General features: G+C 54.0%; 13 protein-coding genes and 1 pseudogene. 7 read left to right on the top strand and 7 right to left on the bottom strand.

Annotation, left to right across the window (positions count from 1 at the left end; genetic code table 11):
• Window positions 1-3: 3 nt before the first annotated feature.
• The 6 genes and pseudogenes from V3W49_RS17020 to V3W49_RS16995 form a co-directional block, all read right to left on the bottom strand.
• Window positions 4-1,059 (bottom strand): fimbrial protein, encoded by a 1,056-nt coding sequence (locus V3W49_RS17020; RefSeq protein ID WP_500147072.1) that lies wholly within the window; start codon window positions 1,057-1,059, stop codon window positions 4-6.
• Entirely contained in the window at window positions 1,056-1,664 is a 609-nt protein-coding gene (locus tag V3W49_RS17015) for a fimbrial protein (protein WP_500147071.1), read from the bottom strand. Before V3W49_RS17015 ends, V3W49_RS17020 begins: the two co-directional genes overlap by 4 nt.
• 16 nt (window positions 1,665-1,680) lie before the next feature.
• Window positions 1,681-2,418: a fimbrial biogenesis chaperone gene (locus V3W49_RS17010; RefSeq protein ID WP_500147131.1), complete on the bottom strand. Its 738-nt coding sequence runs from the start codon at window positions 2,416-2,418 to the stop codon at window positions 1,681-1,683.
• A 64-nt stretch (window positions 2,419-2,482) separates the two neighbouring features.
• Window positions 2,483-4,940: pseudogene (locus V3W49_RS17005) on the bottom strand (fimbria/pilus outer membrane usher protein).
• Between the two features lie 39 nt (window positions 4,941-4,979).
• A complete protein-coding gene (locus V3W49_RS17000) occupies window positions 4,980-5,522 on the bottom strand; it encodes a fimbrial protein (protein WP_500147069.1) in 543 nt (180 codons plus the stop codon).
• Window positions 5,523-5,585: 63 nt separating this feature from the next.
• The gene (locus V3W49_RS16995; protein WP_500147129.1) at window positions 5,586-6,131 is read right to left on the bottom strand and encodes a fimbrial protein; all 546 of its coding nucleotides are present in this window, start codon (window positions 6,129-6,131) and stop codon (window positions 5,586-5,588) included.
• A gap of 691 nt (window positions 6,132-6,822) precedes the next feature.
• Here V3W49_RS16995 and V3W49_RS16990 point away from each other — a divergent pair.
• The 3 genes from V3W49_RS16990 to cyaY all read left to right on the top strand — a co-directional run bounded on the left by V3W49_RS16990 (window position 6,823) and on the right by cyaY (window position 8,635).
• The gene (locus V3W49_RS16990; RefSeq protein ID WP_500147067.1) at window positions 6,823-7,614 is read left to right on the top strand and encodes a winged helix-turn-helix domain-containing protein; all 792 of its coding nucleotides are present in this window, start codon (window positions 6,823-6,825) and stop codon (window positions 7,612-7,614) included.
• 1 nt (window position 7,615) lies between these two features.
• Entirely contained in the window at window positions 7,616-8,125 is a 510-nt protein-coding gene (locus V3W49_RS16985) for a FidL-like protein (protein WP_500147065.1), read from the top strand.
• A 183-nt stretch (window positions 8,126-8,308) separates the two neighbouring features.
• Window positions 8,309-8,635, top strand: a complete 327-nt coding sequence (gene cyaY, locus V3W49_RS16980) for an iron donor protein CyaY (protein WP_500147063.1) — start codon at window positions 8,309-8,311, stop codon at window positions 8,633-8,635.
• Here cyaY and cyaA read toward each other — a convergent pair.
• The gene (gene cyaA / locus V3W49_RS16975; protein ID WP_500147062.1) at window positions 8,626-11,193 is read right to left on the bottom strand and encodes a class I adenylate cyclase; all 2,568 of its coding nucleotides are present in this window, start codon (window positions 11,191-11,193) and stop codon (window positions 8,626-8,628) included. The two genes, cyaY and cyaA, sit on opposite strands and share 10 nt — an antisense overlap.
• A 279-nt stretch (window positions 11,194-11,472) precedes the next feature.
• Between cyaA and hemC the strand changes: the two genes are divergently transcribed.
• From hemC to hemY, 4 genes are all read left to right on the top strand, one after another.
• On the top strand, window positions 11,473-12,414 hold the full coding sequence (hemC, locus tag V3W49_RS16970) for a hydroxymethylbilane synthase (protein WP_500147060.1): 942 nt from the start codon (window positions 11,473-11,475) through the stop codon (window positions 12,412-12,414).
• Complete coding sequence (hemD, locus tag V3W49_RS16965) at window positions 12,411-13,157, top strand: uroporphyrinogen-III synthase (protein ID WP_500147058.1); 747 nt, start codon at window positions 12,411-12,413, stop codon at window positions 13,155-13,157. The genes hemC and hemD overlap by 4 nt, the downstream gene beginning before the upstream one ends.
• A gap of 81 nt (window positions 13,158-13,238) precedes the next feature.
• A complete protein-coding gene (gene hemX, locus V3W49_RS16960) occupies window positions 13,239-14,408 on the top strand; it encodes a uroporphyrinogen-III C-methyltransferase (RefSeq protein ID WP_500147057.1) in 1,170 nt (389 codons plus the stop codon).
• A 3-nt stretch (window positions 14,409-14,411) separates the two neighbouring features.
• Window positions 14,412-15,608: a protoheme IX biogenesis protein HemY gene (hemY, locus tag V3W49_RS16955; RefSeq protein WP_500147055.1), complete on the top strand. Its 1,197-nt coding sequence runs from the start codon at window positions 14,412-14,414 to the stop codon at window positions 15,606-15,608.
• The last annotated feature ends 311 nt before the right edge of the window (window positions 15,609-15,919 follow it).

Below are 15,919 nucleotides of genomic sequence, written 5' to 3'. Positions count from 1 at the left end.
CACCTACTGAAATTCCGCAACGATCGTCGCCGAAGATTCAAACTCGCCTTCGGTCACGGTGGTACCCGGCTTCGCTACCGGCGCCGCCGTCAGATTCCAGTCGCCTTTGTTATTGTTAAAGTCAGGTATCTCATAAAATTTATTCGGCTGGACTATCGCCCCCGACTCATCTTTCAGAACAATGCCCAGATTGCTGCGATCGACTGAACCACTGGTGCCCAGATAGTCCGTATTAAAACCGGCTACGCCAGCGCCAGCAGGCTGAATACCCATACGAATATTTAGCGCCCCGGTTTCGAAACTGCCCCCTTTACACTCCACATGCACAGGAACACTTTTGACGTAGTTATTACCGGTTAATTTTTCCGCCGAGCCGGGAATATCGCCAAACTCCACTTCAATGGTCTTTCCCTGATTAATGATGCATTTATCCGGAACGGTAATAATGCCGGAGGTGATCACCACCTGAGAGATCGGCGTGGCAGGCACGCCGCCCATATTTCCAAGACGTCCCATCACTTTCACCAGATCCTGCGAGGTCAGGTTCAGGCCGTTAACAATGGGTTTGGTGACCATAAAGGTCACTTTGCCTCGTGAACCGCTCTCTACGTTGCTGACCAGTTGAGAAGGAGGCCGGCAGCCGACGTAGTTATATTGATTCGACTCGTTGGTAAAAGGCGCGACCACATATTGCTTACGCTGCCCGGCAATATAGACTTCGACCTTAACGTCCATATAGTCATTCAGTTTCAGATAGTCTTTGTTTCCCTGACTTGATGGGGTCATGGTTGATGTCACGGTGTAATAAATCGGCGACACGGGGATATTGCTGGTGCAGTAAAAACGCACCGAATACTCTCCGCCCAGGTTCCAGCTATCATCCACCATCCCCCCGGGCACATTATCCTCAATGCTCAGGTGATTCAGATCGATACTGTACTGGTGCAGTGTCCCTTCTGGCGCCCCCTCTCCGTTGGTATACCCCCATGCGGAAGCCGCGCCGATAAACAACGTAACGCCCAGTGCTAACCGCCGGGTCCGGCTCAACAGGATACTCATAGATACTCCAGCTTCAGGCGGACCAGTCCGTAAAATTCACCTGCGGTCACGCTGCTTTCCGTCGACTCCAGCGCCGCCATCAGAGTAATCACGTTATCTCCCGGCTTCAGCACATAGAGCTGCTGCGGCTGGTGCAGACTCAACGGCCGCTCACGGCTGGTCAGCAACCGCAGCCCCGCGCCCTGAACATCACCGCGAATCCGAACCAGATCGCTGTTGCCTGGCGCCGCTTCGGCCATAAAGGTCAACCCAATTCCGGTTTCTGCCGTTGAATGCGTCACGGTCACCCCACCGCCGCCCAGCGCCGGCGTATCCGAAATAATCCTGGCGGCCCCCTTCAGGCAGTCATTCAGGTGCAGCGTGATCGGCACCGGCTGGCTGCGATCCCCCTTCTGACGGAAGTGACGGGCCGAGATATCCCCCAGATCGATCGTCTGTTCACGGGAGGCCATATCCAGGACGCAGGGCGAGGTATAAACCCTGCCGTGAAAATGTACATTACCGTATTCGCCGGAAACTTCGCCGCGGGCGTGCGTTCCTTCGGCAGCCTGACCGCTACTGAGCAATGCCGTCGACGCCAGCAGTGCCAAAATGGTCCATCTCATTGCTTCCCTCCGGTTATTAGCGGGGTTGCTGCTCCATCGGCAGCGCAGTACAGGTTTGTCCGGCGCAGTGATACTTCAGCTCCGGATGGCCACCGTAGTCGTTCACATACATGATGACGAAGCTACTGACCGACGGATCGGTAACCTTAATATCAAGCGATGACCGCGGCGCGATCATGACGCCCGGGAAAGTCATGAGCTTGCCGCCCCCTTCACGTTCGGTCTTTTTGCTGAGCCCCAGTATGGTGATGTAATAAGGCGTGGGGTTATCGGCGACAAACTGATTACCGTTTTTGTGGAACACCACTTTGTTCTGCCAGACATCGCCGCGATGGGCGGGAATAATAGCCGTCGGCCGATAGAACAGCTTGATACGCGACTGCATCGCCAGTTGCAGCACGTTGGGCTTGTCCGGACGAGGAGGAATTTCCCGAATATTCAGATAGAACAGAGATTCGCGATCCTGCGGCAGATTGTTAATACCATCGGTTTTCGTCACCCGAGCGACCCCCTTCTGGCCGCCATTAATGCGCTGCAGCGGCGGCACCACCACCAGCGGCGCAGTGATTTTCTTACCGCTGGCGTCTTCCACCCACGACTGAGCCAGGAATGGCACATCCGGACTGGTATTCACCATGTTGACGCTGGCGGAGCGATCGCTGCCGGTAATAATGAGTCGTGTCCGGTCAGGCGCAATGCCCGCCAGCGCGCCCGAACTGTAAACGGAAAGCGCCAGCAGGCAGCCTAACGTCAAACGACATAACGGTTTCACATGCATTCCCTAATCTCTCACTTATCTGACTAATTGACCGGTCGCATTAGCGGCACGGCAGTAATACGGCGCTATCGTGGCGAATGACCTGCGGTACGCGCAGCTGGCAACGCGCCTGACCACTCCAGACCACAGAGAGCGTTTCATCCGGCTGGACGCCTGCGAGCCACACTTCGCCTCTCTCCATCACCATGCCCACGCTGACACCTGCGTGGCTGAAGACATCGGCGCCAAAAGGCGGTGCCGAACCGTCCGGCCTGCGAATATGGGCCATCATTCTTTCGCCCTGCGCCACAGCAAAGTGCTGATAACCAATGGCGCCTTCTGTCAGCGTGCTGGTGGCAATGGCTTTGTTGGCTTCGATGTCCTGATCCATGTTGTCAACGTCGATACGGGTATCGAAACTGTGGTAACTGACCACATCAGGTACTACGGCAATCCCAAAGCGGTTGGAGTGCACCCGTTGACCATTCAGCGGCACGTTTGCCACACCGTCGGTATCCACCATCACCCGGGCGCTATTAAGGCTGGCGTCGCTGTTATGCAGCGCGGCGCCGTGGCGGGTTGCCGTAATGCCGCCACGCAGTGTGCCGCCTACCGAGGCATAACGCCCCTGCTGATAGCTCACACTGGACTCCATTTCCGCCATCGTGGCCCGATGCTGGTAATAACCGTCCACGGCCACCCGGCCATCACTGCTATGTCCCGCGCGAACGCGCCACGAATCGTTCACCTGGCGGTTATCGTTCCAGGAAACCATCTGACTGACATCGCCGCCGGTACTCTGCAGGTCATAACCCGCCCAGTTGCCATCCCCCCATGGGACAGAAAGCGACAGAGACAGGCTATCGTCCCGCTGCCCCTGATAATCCGAACGCCAGGCGGACAGGTTGGCGGTAATTCCACTCAGCCCGGCAATATTGAAGGAGTGCGCCACCGAAAGACCGTAGCGATCCTGCGAAGCGCGATCCCAGTAATTCTGGTGGGTGTAAGTCAGGAACAGCGTGGTCGCCCGGGCCGGATCGTCCGCCCAGAAGGTTTTATTCCCGGTGATGGTATACATCTCCCGCTCATGGCCGATGCTGTCGTAGTGCTGGTACATTTCGTCCAGAAACTGCGACAGCGTACGGTAGGACTTCTGCGAGAAGCGATAACCGGCGAAGGTAATGGAGCTCTGGAATTCATCAAAGGTTTTGGCGTAGCTAAACTTCACCGAGTTTCCGCGCTGGGTGTCGTGAACCCGGCTGCTGGACTGGGTGACATCCATAGACATCGCCCCCAGAACGTCGAGATCGCGCCCGATCCCCAGCGACCACGCGTTATAGCGTTCACCTCCCGCCGTACAGAGACCAGGCATTACTGATACCCCACGAAAAATCACCGGTATAAAAAGCAGGCCCCTGCAGTTTGTGGTTGTAGCGAGAAGGCTTCCCGACCGCGGTGTTGTAACGGACGTAACCAGGTCGCGTAAGATAAGGAATGTTGGCGGTATTGACCTGGAATGTCTGAACCGATCCGTCCTGCTCTTCGACTTTGACGTCCAGGGTGCCACGCACCGCGCTACGCAGATCCTGAATGTTAAAAGGACCGGCGGGCACCGTGGTCTGGTATACCACATGATCATTCTGGCTGACCGTCACCCTGGCGTTACTTTTCGCGATCCCGTGGATCTCCGGCGCATACCCCTGCAGGTTTGGCGGCAGCATCCGCTCATCGCTCGCCAGGTTGATCCCGGTGAAGCGTACCGAGTCAAAAAGCTGAGAGTCGAGGTAGATTTCACCCACGGCTAGCTTCGCTGCCATCATCGGTAGCGGGCGATAGGCGTATATCTGATCCCAGCTCACACTGTTTCCACCATTGTTGGAAGTCAGTTCAGCCTGGTACTGGGCTCGCAGCCGCCATCCCCCCAGGTTCATTCCTGCCTGTCCGTATCCGGAAAGAGAACGATAATCGCTGCCGCTGTCCTGGTAGTGGCTCAACTGTCCGGTCAGGTTGTAGTCAAACAACAGACCAGCCACCCCATTATCCCAGCGTTCCGGCGGCACCCAGTCCGGATCCGAATATTTCATCCATGCCTGGGGAACCGTAATACTGAGCACGCCTGCGCTGTTATTAACCATCACGCCGGGCAGCGTGCTGATATCCGCGCACTCCGACGACAGCATGGCAACTTTGTCCTGCGCCTCTTCCTTCAGTGCGAGCAGCGCCAGCTGGTCTGGCGTCAGGCATACTCTGGATTTTTCCGGTAATTTAGGGTCAGCAACATAGCGAATTTGCTGCTCCGGGATCTGCTGACCATTAATACGCACATCCAGCAGGTAAGTACCCGGCGCAATATAGTTTCCCGATGCGAAACGCTTCAGGTCGACATTCTGGCGATCGCTGGCATCCAGCACATCGGTATTGAATTCAACGACATCATCAGACTTTGCCACCTGCGAATAACAGAACAACGCAATAAAGACAGCAAAGAAAGTCTTTTTTGTTTTAAGTTTTCTTGCCATGATTTTTTGCCTGTTCTTTATGCGAACAGGATCCCTGCCTTACTGATAATCGATAACAAAATGCGCCACAGCGCTAAATTCTCCGGCAGTCACATGCCGATCGTGGGAAACCAGCGCGGCACGAAAGCGCAGAACATTACTTCCCGAACTAAGTTCATAATCAGGGGATGGCACGCCTGGCTTAATGCTTCGCCCTTTATAATCAAATAATTCGATGCCAAAGGTGTCGCCCGGAGAGTACGCAACAAATAAATTTTTATTATGTCTATCGGTATTTCCGGTAAACGTAATGGTGGCGCTGTGATAGACGCTGCCAGGTTTCTTGGTGCTGGCCAGCGAACAGCCTCGGAGGTGAATACTGAAATTATGGCTGGTTAACCCTTCCGGAATATCCGATATTTCTCTGGCAGACATATCGCCAAACTCAACCAGCAGATCCCGGTCTTGAGGATCGACATAACAGGCCGCTTCAACAATTTCACCCTGCATTTTTACATTGCCGTGCGTATTAACGAGCTCTTCAGCCGTTGCCGACACCGTCAATAGCATCAGGCAGGATAATGAAAATCGCAGTGCCGACATTGTGGAATACCCCAGGTAGAATCATGCCGGGCGCAGCATTACCGCCCCACCCGGCACCGGGAATTACTGATAATCGATCTTGAAGTTGATCGTGGACTGGAAGTCACCCGGAGTAACGCTGCCAGAGGCATTGTCTGCTTTCAGATAAGCAATGAACGGAATTTCAGTCGTATCATCGGTCAGCGTAACCTGCGCGCTCGCCTTACCCCAAACTACATCCTGGTTTCCACTATCTACCAGACCAATACCTGCGCCTTTCGCAGAGCCAGAGGTAATGGCTGCCAGCGTGTTATCCTGAACATCCACGGTGGTCGGGTTATAAGTGACGGTCGCAGTTTTCGCGACTGTGGTATCGCAGTACTGCAGCTCAATCTTCGCCTGCTTTTCACCGGCACGCTGACCATCTTTCAGCTGAGAGGTCGGAATCTGCCCAAAGTCCACTTTCACCGGGCTGGAAGACGGAGCCAGACCACATGCAGAGTTTACTAACTCGCCGCTGAATTCAATTTTTCCTTCAGTCGGTTGCACATTGTCCTTCGCCGCCATTGCAGACGCCGATACCATCCCAGCCGCACAGGCCATAGCCAGAGCGATTTTATTAAATTTCATTTTTTTCGAACCTATTGTAGTTTCTTGATTGAGTTGCCAATAAATAATTGATAGCTGAATCACAAACCATCATCTTTCAGATAATTACCTGAGAAAGTTCTATTTATATGGCGTCCTGTTTATTTGCCTGATGACTACCTATAAACAATACGTCGCCCGCAATAGAGGTTTTCCTCATTACGTCATCGCGTACTGGTAAATGCGTAGTCATTCCCTGTAAGCAACATCATTCAGGCATCCCTGTGTTGGCGTCATTAATAATAGCCAGAGACAGCAATAAATAAACAAGAAAATACCATCCAGAACAATTTCAGTTACTTCTCCATCAGATTAATTAACATTAATAAAAAAACTCCACCCCAGTGATAAAAAAAACAAAAACCAGATAAAAACACTAAATTCACAAAAAATATCAGAATAAAATAAAGCAAATTCATCACTTAAGTGGTTCATAACGCCAAAGACATCACTCAAGATCGACCAGGATTTATCCACAACATCTACATTTACGAGGTGTCTCAGACTATTTTCACTACCTCTCTAGAAACGGCTTATCAAGTCCCTTTCTTTTTAATCTTTCATTTATAAAACATTGCCAGCAATATTTTAACTTTACCACTATAAACATAAGACTTTTCATGTATAATAAATCCAATCGTTATTCCCGCTCACCCTGTATTCAGGAGGACGTGTGACGTCGTTATGTGATAGCCCACAGGCAGAGCGAACCATCATATATATAGATGAGACGCTGTTCTTAGATACAGCCAAAGGATATATAAAAAACATTACCACCGATTTATATACTGAGATAAATGGCACTGCTGCTAATCTGCTGCTTTACTTGCTACAACATAGAAATACTCTGGTATCACGCGAAAGTATCCTGGAGCAGGTTTTCATTAAAAATGGTGCCAGACCTACTCATGCAAACCTGAACCAGTACATCTCTTTCTTACGTAAAGCGATACATCAGACAGGTTATGAAGACGATATCATTATTACCGTGCCCAGAATGGGGTTCCGGGTTAAGGAGTGCCGTTCATTACCGCCTCCCGGACAGGTGTCGCTACAAAATAAGGAGATAACAGAACCCAAACCAGTTATCCGTATAAAAAACAACTATCTGTATAAAAAAACGTTTCTTGTTATTGCCGTCAGCGCCGCACTACTGGCGAGTATTTTCTTCTTCGCTACCAGGGCAACGGAAACCAGCAATCGCTCACTGGAGGTGACCTTTACCTATCAACAATGCCGGGCGTACTTCATTGATTACCAGAATTCGATCGCCGGTAATGTGCCAAAAGAACGCAGGATGTTTGATGACATAAAGCGCAAGCTGGACTGCGCTTCTCCCAAAGATATCTACTTTTACATCCATGAAAACGATGGAGCTGCACTGAAGTGGCGGTTCTACTCCATCTGCGAGAAATCATCTGGATACTATCACTGCAATAGCTTCTATTATGGTGATGAGGTATGACATGTTGTTCATTAATAAAAATAAAACTATTTTATTCACGTTACTGTCGACGCTGACATTAGCAATTTTAGCCACCGGCGCCGTTATCGCATCGCATCGCAAAGAGACACAGTTGCCCTGTGTCGCAGAATTTCAGGTTACGCGTCATATGGGGAATAACGCCGTTAACGCCCAGGGGATTTTTATTCTGCTTGAAGATACCGCAGACCGTCTCTCGCTGTCGGTTCAAAGCACATTACGAACCGACAGCGAAGAGTACGTGGTGAATCGTAAACTGACTTATCAGATAGAACAGCGCCACACGCCTCAGGCTGAGATGATCAATATGCGCCTGATCGGCAGCGATAAATTCTGGACAGACTCGGCGCCAGATCGGTTGGGGAACAACTTTCTGTTCCAGACTTATCAGAAGAAGGGAACGCTGTATGTCATAAAGCACATCAACGAAGACACTTTACTTATCGGCTCCGGATACTCCCCAATGTTTACCTGTGTTATTAATCGCTTCTGAGTATTTATGCCCGCATCAGTTTGTTTTATGGTGCGCGGCTTTCCTTCTATCCCTTGCAGCATCTTTTCCGTGAAAAGCCACTAAATATAGATAGAATAGGAACCGAAGGCGCCTGCGTTGCCGATTCACCAGTGAAGTCGACAACATCGCGTCTTCATTCACATGATAAAACGGGAAGTAACCATGAATGACAGCGAATTTCACCGCCTGGCCGACGGTCTCTGGAGAACAATTGAAGAGCATCTGGACGACTGGGATGGCGATAGCGACATCGACTGCGAGATCAACGGCAGCGTACTGACGCTGAGTTTTGAAAACGGCAGCAAAATCATTATTAACCGTCAGGAGCCGCTGCATCAGGTGTGGCTGGCCACCAAAGCAGGCGGCTACCACTTCTCGCTACAGGACAATAAATGGATTTGCGATCGCAGCGGCGAGCCTTTCTGGGAGCTGCTGGAACAGGCCTGCACAGCCCAGGCAGGCGAAACAGTACGCTTTAATCAGGACTGATATTGCTGCACCAGCGGCGGCGCAGGCGGCGTACGGGAATCATCCTCAGGAGGGAGCGATGCCGTCGCCGTACGGACGGGCTGCGAACGGAAAGGAATGACCTGCTGACGCCCGTCCACCTTCACGATCTGGTAGAACTGCGGTAGGTTGAAGTTGATAAAGCTTGAACCATAAGTAAAGCGATCGTGGGAAGATGAATAGAAGCGGCTGACGTCGCGCACCAGCTCTTCTTTACTGCCTTCGCAATGATGATAGGCTTCCGCCCGGTTGCTCTCATCCAGAATATAGATGTTAAAGCCTTCCCGGTCATAACTCTCCTCGAAGAAGAACTGAATAATCCCTTCACTGGCGAAACCATCCACCACCGAAGGCAGCTGTACATGGTGTGTTTCAACCTGCATCGACAGCCCGTGCAGTTTGTTATTGGAGATGGCGCCGTAAAATTCCACGGCATTTTCCAGCTTCTGTACCGATACATTCAGGCGTTCAAAGAACAGGCCCCAGGTCTGGCCCGCCACTCGTAGCGCCTTAAAGCGCCCGGCTTCCTGACGGGTGCTGGTCAACCGCAGTTCAATACATTCCGATACCAGTTGCTGAACCCGGGTGCGAATCAGACCACGAAGATGCTGGCTGTAACAGAGAACCTCTACACTATCCGGCGGCGCGGCATCCTGGTGCATCTTACCAAGAATGGTTTTCAGTGCCTCAATCATCGCCTGCTCGCCGTTGAAGTGCAGGGTTCGCACCTCGTTCCAGGAATTGCGGTACAGCAGATCGATACTGCCGACCAGGCACTGCTGTTGCTGACCGAAGCTAAAGACATCCAGCTTACGGAAGTCAAAATGCACTACCCGATCGCGAAATGCTGCCGTTGGATCGTATTCCAGGTTGACGATAATCGCCAGGTGGCGAATTTCGCAGGGGCTGTACAGCGCTTTGGGCGTTGGTGCAGGCAAACGCAGTGGGAAATGGCTGGAAACATCCGCCACCATCTCCTGCAGCTTCGGCAGGTCACAGACCTCATTGCCTTTAATAAATAACCGGGTTCGGGAAGTCAGCAGCCCATTGAACCAGGCCCAGGCCACCAGTTTGTTCAGGTAGCGATTATACTCCAGCGGCTGATGGCTGATAATTGAATCCATGTGCGGCGCACGGTTGTACAGATACCAGCCAGTACGGTTGGCGCGACCGGGAGGCACATAAATAAAGGTCAGATTTGGTTCGGAAAGATCCGGCGAAATCTGCGGGTTCACCAGGGTAACCTTTCCCGGTAGCGCTTCAAAAGCGGCATAAAGCTTACGGGTTAGTACGCCAATGTCCTGCGGACTGGCGCTGACGCTCAGATTATTACGGCGCGCAAAGCGGATCAGGTTACGGTAGCTCTGCATCATGGCGTCGAGCAATTCGTTATGCGCCTCACGCACCCGATCGATCTTCCAGTTAGCGCGGTTATCCAGAATCGTCAGCCGGTTCTCGTCCCATCCCCAGGCTTTCACCATCTGGCTCAGCACCTCACGACGCCAGCCCACGCAGGCCCGCTCGCGTGACAGCTTTTCACACACTTTCAGGTAAAAGCAGCGGCGTACCAGATCCAACCGCGCCTCATCGTTTATCTGGGTCAGGTAGTGCGTAACCCGCTCCAGCATCATGCAGTAGGGATCCAGACCAAAGCAGACGATCTCACCGTCATGCAGGCGCTGCTTCATATCTTCCGCCAGCAGGCGGGTATTGGGGTATTCCCAGGAGTAGGCCTCCAGCAGCAGCGTCTTCAGCACCGCTTTATAGGGTGAGTCAATGCTCTTATAAAGCTGCCACAGACTGGCGCCAAAGTACTCTTCGGCGGACAGCGAACTCAACCCGCCCAGATCGAGCCACTCGTTAGGCGTCAGTACCCCCTGGGCGTACAGTGTCATCACATAATCGTCGTAGTGCTCTTCCTGGTCGACCGGCACCATATTCCACAGGATACGCTTGCCGGCCATCCGAACCGCGGTACGGTAGAATTCATCAAGCAGCAGGATGTGCTGAGTCGAACCGCAGTCCTCCCCCCCCAGACTGCCGCTTTCATTATGGCGAAAACGATTCTCATCGATCAGGAAGAAGCTGACTTCCACCCCCATAGAGGCGGCCCAGCTCTCAAGCAGGCTACACTTACGCTGTAACAACTGACGTTCGTCGTTATCCAGCCAGGCCTGATGACAGACCCAGATATCAAGATCCGACGAACAGCTCTGGCCAACCGATGAGGTACTGCCCATCGAGTAGATACCGGTTATCGGCAACTCACCATCCGGCGTCTGCAATTTCGGCAGACCGCGACGCGCTTCCAACTGCTGTAGATAGTGTTGTTGGGTTTCATCAGGCGTGTAGAGACAGATGCCACAGGGAACGTTACCGTCAAGGTAACCCGGCATCAGCGGATGATGGTAGTGCAACAGCCCAGGCAGCAAACTATAGACCTGCTGGAAAGCGGGTCCCTGAGCTGCCAGTGCGCGGTCCACGCGCAGCTGATTGATGGCATCCAGCCTCTGTTTCAGAGTCTCAATATAGAGGTACAAGACGTATCGCCTGATTGTTCAGTATTTCGAAAAGATCGATCCAGCCTGCCATCGTTATGTTTATGGTTAGTTAGACGGGCAATTGCTGGAAACGTGATCAATTTAACACCTTGCCGGTTGACCGTAAAGAAAGATGCACTACACCAAGTGTAGCATCAAAAGCCCGGCTTATTTTCCGTTATCAGTATTGCGCTCCTCTCCCCCGGTCTGACCGTAAACTGACAGCATTCCACTAACAATGATAGGATGGTCAACAGACGATCATTACGGTAACAAGCAATGGTAGACAAAGTATTAAGAATTGCCACCCGACAAAGCCCGCTGGCGCTGTGGCAGGCACATTACGTCAAGGATCGCCTTGAGGCATGCCATCCGGGACTCCGCGTGGAGCTGGTGCCGATGGTCACTCGCGGCGACATTATTCTCGACACGCCGCTGGCTAAAGTGGGGGGCAAAGGGCTGTTTGTCAAGGAGCTGGAACTGGCTCTGCTGGAGAATCGCGCCGATATCGCCGTGCATTCCATGAAGGACGTGCCGGTAGAGTTCCCGGCGGGTCTGGGGCTGGCCACGATCTGCGAACGCGGCGATCCCCGCGATGCCTTTGTTTCCGGACGCTATGACAGCCTGGATGCACTCCCCCCAGGCAGTTGCGTGGGCACCTCCAGCCTGCGCCGCCAGTGCCAGCTAATGGCCCGCCGTCCGGATCTGAACGTGCGCTCCCTGCGCGGCAACCTCGGCACCCGGCTCGGTAAGCTTGATGCTGGCGATTATGACGCCATCATTCTCGCCGTCGCGGGCCTGCAACGCCTGAAGATGGAAGAACGTATCCGCTGTCCTCTGACGCCTGAAGAATCGCTTCCGGCAGTAGGCCAGGGCGCCGTCGGCATTGAATGCCGTCTGGACGATAACTGGACCCTGGGACTCCTGGCACCGCTCAATCATCAAGAGACCGCGATTCGGGTCACTGCGGAGCGCGCGATGAATACCCGCCTGGAAGGAGGTTGCCAGGTGCCGATCGGCAGCTATGCTGAATTGCGTGACGGCGAACTCTGGTTGCGGGCGCTGGTCGGCTCACCGGACGGTATCCGAATGGTGCGCGGCGAGCGTCGCGGTCGCCCGGAAGATGCCGAAGCGATGGGGATCTCACTTGCCGAGGAACTGCTGGATAACGGTGCCCGGGAGATCCTGTCCGACGTTTATAACGGAGACGCCCCGGCATGAGAATTCTGGTCACCCGCCCCTCCCCAGACGGAGAGGTCTTAGTCAGCCGACTGCGCGCGATGGGGCTGGTGGCCTGGAGCTTTCCTCTGATCGAGTTTTCGCCGGGTCGTGAGCTTTCCAGGCTCCCGGGCTATCTTAATACGCTGCGTCCGGGCGATCTTGCCTTTGTTCTTTCCCGCCACGCAGTGGAATATGCCCATGCCACTCTCTCCCGCCAGGGCGTCTCCTGGCCCGCGGGGCTATCATGGTTTTCCATCGGCCGATCCAGCGCGCTGGCTCTGCACAAAGTCAGTGGTCTGCCAGTCAACTACCCGCGCGATCGGGAAATCAGCGAAGTCTTGCTACAATTACCTGAATTACAAGATATAAAAGGCAAGCAGGCGCTAATTCTGCGCGGTAATGGCGGCCGCGAGCTGTTAGGTGACACCCTGCGCCAGCGCGGCGCTCAGGTCACCCTGTGCGAATGCTATCAGCGCTGTCCCAGACAGTATGACGGCGCAGAAATTGCCTGGCGCTGGCAAAATCAGGGGGTTGATACTCTGGTAGTCACCAGCGGCGAAATGTTGCGCCAACTCTATACATTGGTGCCTGAATGGTATCGTAATAACTGGTTACTGAACTGCAGGCTTATTGTTGTCAGTGAACGTCTGGCCACGCATGCCAGGGAATCAGGCTGGCGGGATGTCAGTATTGCAGATAACGCCGACAACGATGCGCTGCTGCGCGCGTTATGCCCAACTTGATGGGCCATGCCGGGAGCTTTCCGGAAGAATGTGCCCGCAGGAAACGGGTAGACAACAACACTGAGAAGAATGGGACTAATAATGACGGAACCAAAAGAATCCTCCGCCAGAGTTGAAGAGACCACGCCAGACGTGGAAACGCCGGTGCAAACTCAGCCACAGGAGAAACAAAAACGCGGTGCGGGCGTTGGCATTACGCTCAGTGTGATTGCTATCGCCATCGCACTGGCCGCTGGCGCCGGGCTTTATACCTGGAATAAGCGCCAGGCCGACAGCCAGAATGCCAGCACGCAAACCCTGGCAGCCCAGGTCACCGCTCTCCAGCAGCAGATGAGCCAGCAGAAAACCGAGCTGGAGTCGCGACTTCAGCAACAGCAAAGTAGTCTGGACGCCGCGCAACAGCGGGAACAAGCCATGGCGAAATCGCTGGAAGAAACCCGCGAGAAAATCGCCTCTATCACCGGTGGCGATACCAATAACTGGCTGCTGGCCGAAGCGGATTACCTGGTCAAACTGGCCGGGCGTAAGTTATGGAGCGAACAGGATGTCGCTACCGCCACCGCGCTGCTAAAAAGCGCCGACGCCAGTCTGGGACAGATGAACGATCCCAGCCTGATCGCCGCACGGCGCGCGCTGAACAGTGATATCGCCGACCTTGCCGGAGTGTCGCAAATCGATTTTGACGGTATCATTCTGCGCGTTAATCAGCTATCCAATCAGGTGGATAACCTGCGCCTTGCCGATAACGACAACGATGATGCGCCAATGGATGCCGACAGTCAGGAGCTTTCCGGCTCGCTGAGCGAATGGCGCCAGAATCTAACCCGAAGCTGGCATAATTTTATGGACAACTTCATCACTATTCGTCGCCGCGACGCCACCGAAGTCCCGCTACTGGCCCCGAACCAGGACGTTTATCTGCGCGAGAACATCCGTTCCCGTCTGCTGGTGGCCGCTCAGGCTGTGCCACGCCACCAGGAGGAGGTCTACAAGCAGTCGCTGGAAACCGTCGCCACCTGGATACGCGCATACTACGATACCAACGATGCGACGACCAAAGGCTTCCTGGCCGAGCTGGATGCGTTAAGCCAACAGAGCATTGCGATGGACTTACCTGATTCGCTCGCCAGTCAGCCAGTGCTGGAAAAACTGATGCGTCAACGGGTTCGTAATCAGACGGTGCCGTCGGATAACGGCCAACCGACCACAGACGGGAACAGTGCGTCCCCGGCTGTGCAGCAGGGAGAGTAATCCATGTTAAAAGTTCTGCTGCTGTTCCTGCTGCTGATCGCCGGGATCGTTATCGGCCCCATCTTTGCCGGTAATCAGGGATACGTGCTAATCCAGACGGAAAGCTGGAACATTGAAACCAGTATCACTGCCCTGACCATTATGCTGCTGGTGCTTATCGCTGCGCTGTTTATTCTGGAATGGATACTGCGCCGCATTTTCCGTACCGGTGCCCGCACCCACGGCTGGTTCCTTGGGCGTAAAAGCAAGCGCGCCCGTAAGCAAACAAGTCAGGCGCTGCTCAAGCTGGCGGAAGGCGACTATCAGCAGGTAGAAAGGCTGCTGTCTAAACATGCCGATCACGCCGAGCAGCCCGTGGTTAACTATTTGCTGGCCGCCGAAGCGGCACAACAGCGCGGCGATGACGCTCGCGCCAGCCAGTATCTCGATAACGCGGCCAGCATGGCGGAAGATTCTCCTATTCCGGTAGAGATTACCCGGGTTCGTCTGCAACTGGCGCGCAATGAGGACCACGCAGCCCGGCACGGTATCGATAAGCTGCTGGAAATCACCCCCCGCCACCCGGAAGTATTACGTCTGGCGGAGCAGGCCTACATTCGTACCGGCGCCTGGAGTTCACTGCTGGACATCCTCTACCCGATGGAAAAAGCGGGCGTGGGCGATGATGCACACCGTGCCGCACTGGAAGAGCGAGCCTGGATCGGACTGATGGATCAGGCCATGGCGGAACAAGGCAGCGATGGCCTGAAGCGCTGGTGGCAGAACCAGAACCGTAAAACCCGCCATCAGCCAACGCTGCAGGTCGCGATGGCCGAACACCTGATTGAGTGCGACGACCATGAAGCCGCACAGAAAATTATCCTGGACGGCCTTAAGCGCCAGTATGACGAGCGCCTGGTGATGTTAATGCCGCGCCTGAAAACCGCAACGCCGGAAGAAGTGGAAAAAGTGCTGCGCCAGCAGATAAAAACCCACGGCAATCGCCCGCTGCTGTGGAGCACCCTGGGGCAGATGCTGATGAAGCACGGCGAGTGGAAAGAGGCCAGCCTGGCCTTCCGTGCAGCCCTGAAACAGCGTCCGGACGCCTTCGACTACGCCTGGCTTGCCGACACCCTGGATCGTCTGAAAATGCCGGAAGAGGCGGCGACCATGCGCCGCGATGGTCTGCTATTGTCGCTGAAAAAAGAGGCCGATGACTGACCCCCGTCAGACACCAAAAAGGCGACAACATGTCGCCTTTTTTATTACCTGTGACCCGCCCTGAAGTATGAAGCAGATTCTGCAAAATAATTTGGGTTGCAGGAAGGCAACAAGCGCACAAGTCCCCGGGAGCATAGCCCACTATGTGACCGGGGCGCGTAAGCGCAGCCAACGCATCCGCAGCCTAAAGAATGAAGCAGATTCTGCAAAATAATTTGGGTTGCAGGAAGGCGGCAAGCGCACAAGTCCCCGGGAGCATAGCCCACTATGTGACCGGGGCGCGTAAGCGCAGCCAACGCATCCGCAGCCTA

The organism is Rosenbergiella sp. YN46 (assembly GCF_036620675.1).
Taxonomy (GTDB): Bacteria; Pseudomonadota; Gammaproteobacteria; order Enterobacterales; family Enterobacteriaceae; genus Jejubacter.
Note: the sequence above shows the minus strand (reverse complement) of the source record. Positions and strands in the feature narration are given on the sequence as shown.

Coding starts and splice junctions, on each gene's coding strand:
- hemC (WP_500147060.1), top strand. CDS start 11,473: ATGGTAGACAAAGTATTAAGAATTGCCACCCGACAAAGCCCGCTGGCG.
- hemD (WP_500147058.1), top strand. CDS start 12,411: ATGAGAATTCTGGTCACCCGCCCCTCCCCAGACGGAGAGGTCTTAGTC.
- V3W49_RS16985 (WP_500147065.1), top strand. CDS start 7,616: ATGTTGTTCATTAATAAAAATAAAACTATTTTATTCACGTTACTGTCG.
- V3W49_RS17000 (WP_500147069.1), bottom strand. CDS start 5,522: ATGTCGGCACTGCGATTTTCATTATCCTGCCTGATGCTATTGACGGTG.
- hemX (WP_500147057.1), top strand. CDS start 13,239: ATGACGGAACCAAAAGAATCCTCCGCCAGAGTTGAAGAGACCACGCCA.
- V3W49_RS17015 (WP_500147071.1), bottom strand. CDS start 1,664: ATGAGATGGACCATTTTGGCACTGCTGGCGTCGACGGCATTGCTCAGT.
- cyaY (WP_500147063.1), top strand. CDS start 8,309: ATGAATGACAGCGAATTTCACCGCCTGGCCGACGGTCTCTGGAGAACA.
- V3W49_RS16995 (WP_500147129.1), bottom strand. CDS start 6,131: ATGAAATTTAATAAAATCGCTCTGGCTATGGCCTGTGCGGCTGGGATG.
- hemY (WP_500147055.1), top strand. CDS start 14,412: ATGTTAAAAGTTCTGCTGCTGTTCCTGCTGCTGATCGCCGGGATCGTT.
- V3W49_RS17020 (WP_500147072.1), bottom strand. CDS start 1,059: ATGAGTATCCTGTTGAGCCGGACCCGGCGGTTAGCACTGGGCGTTACG.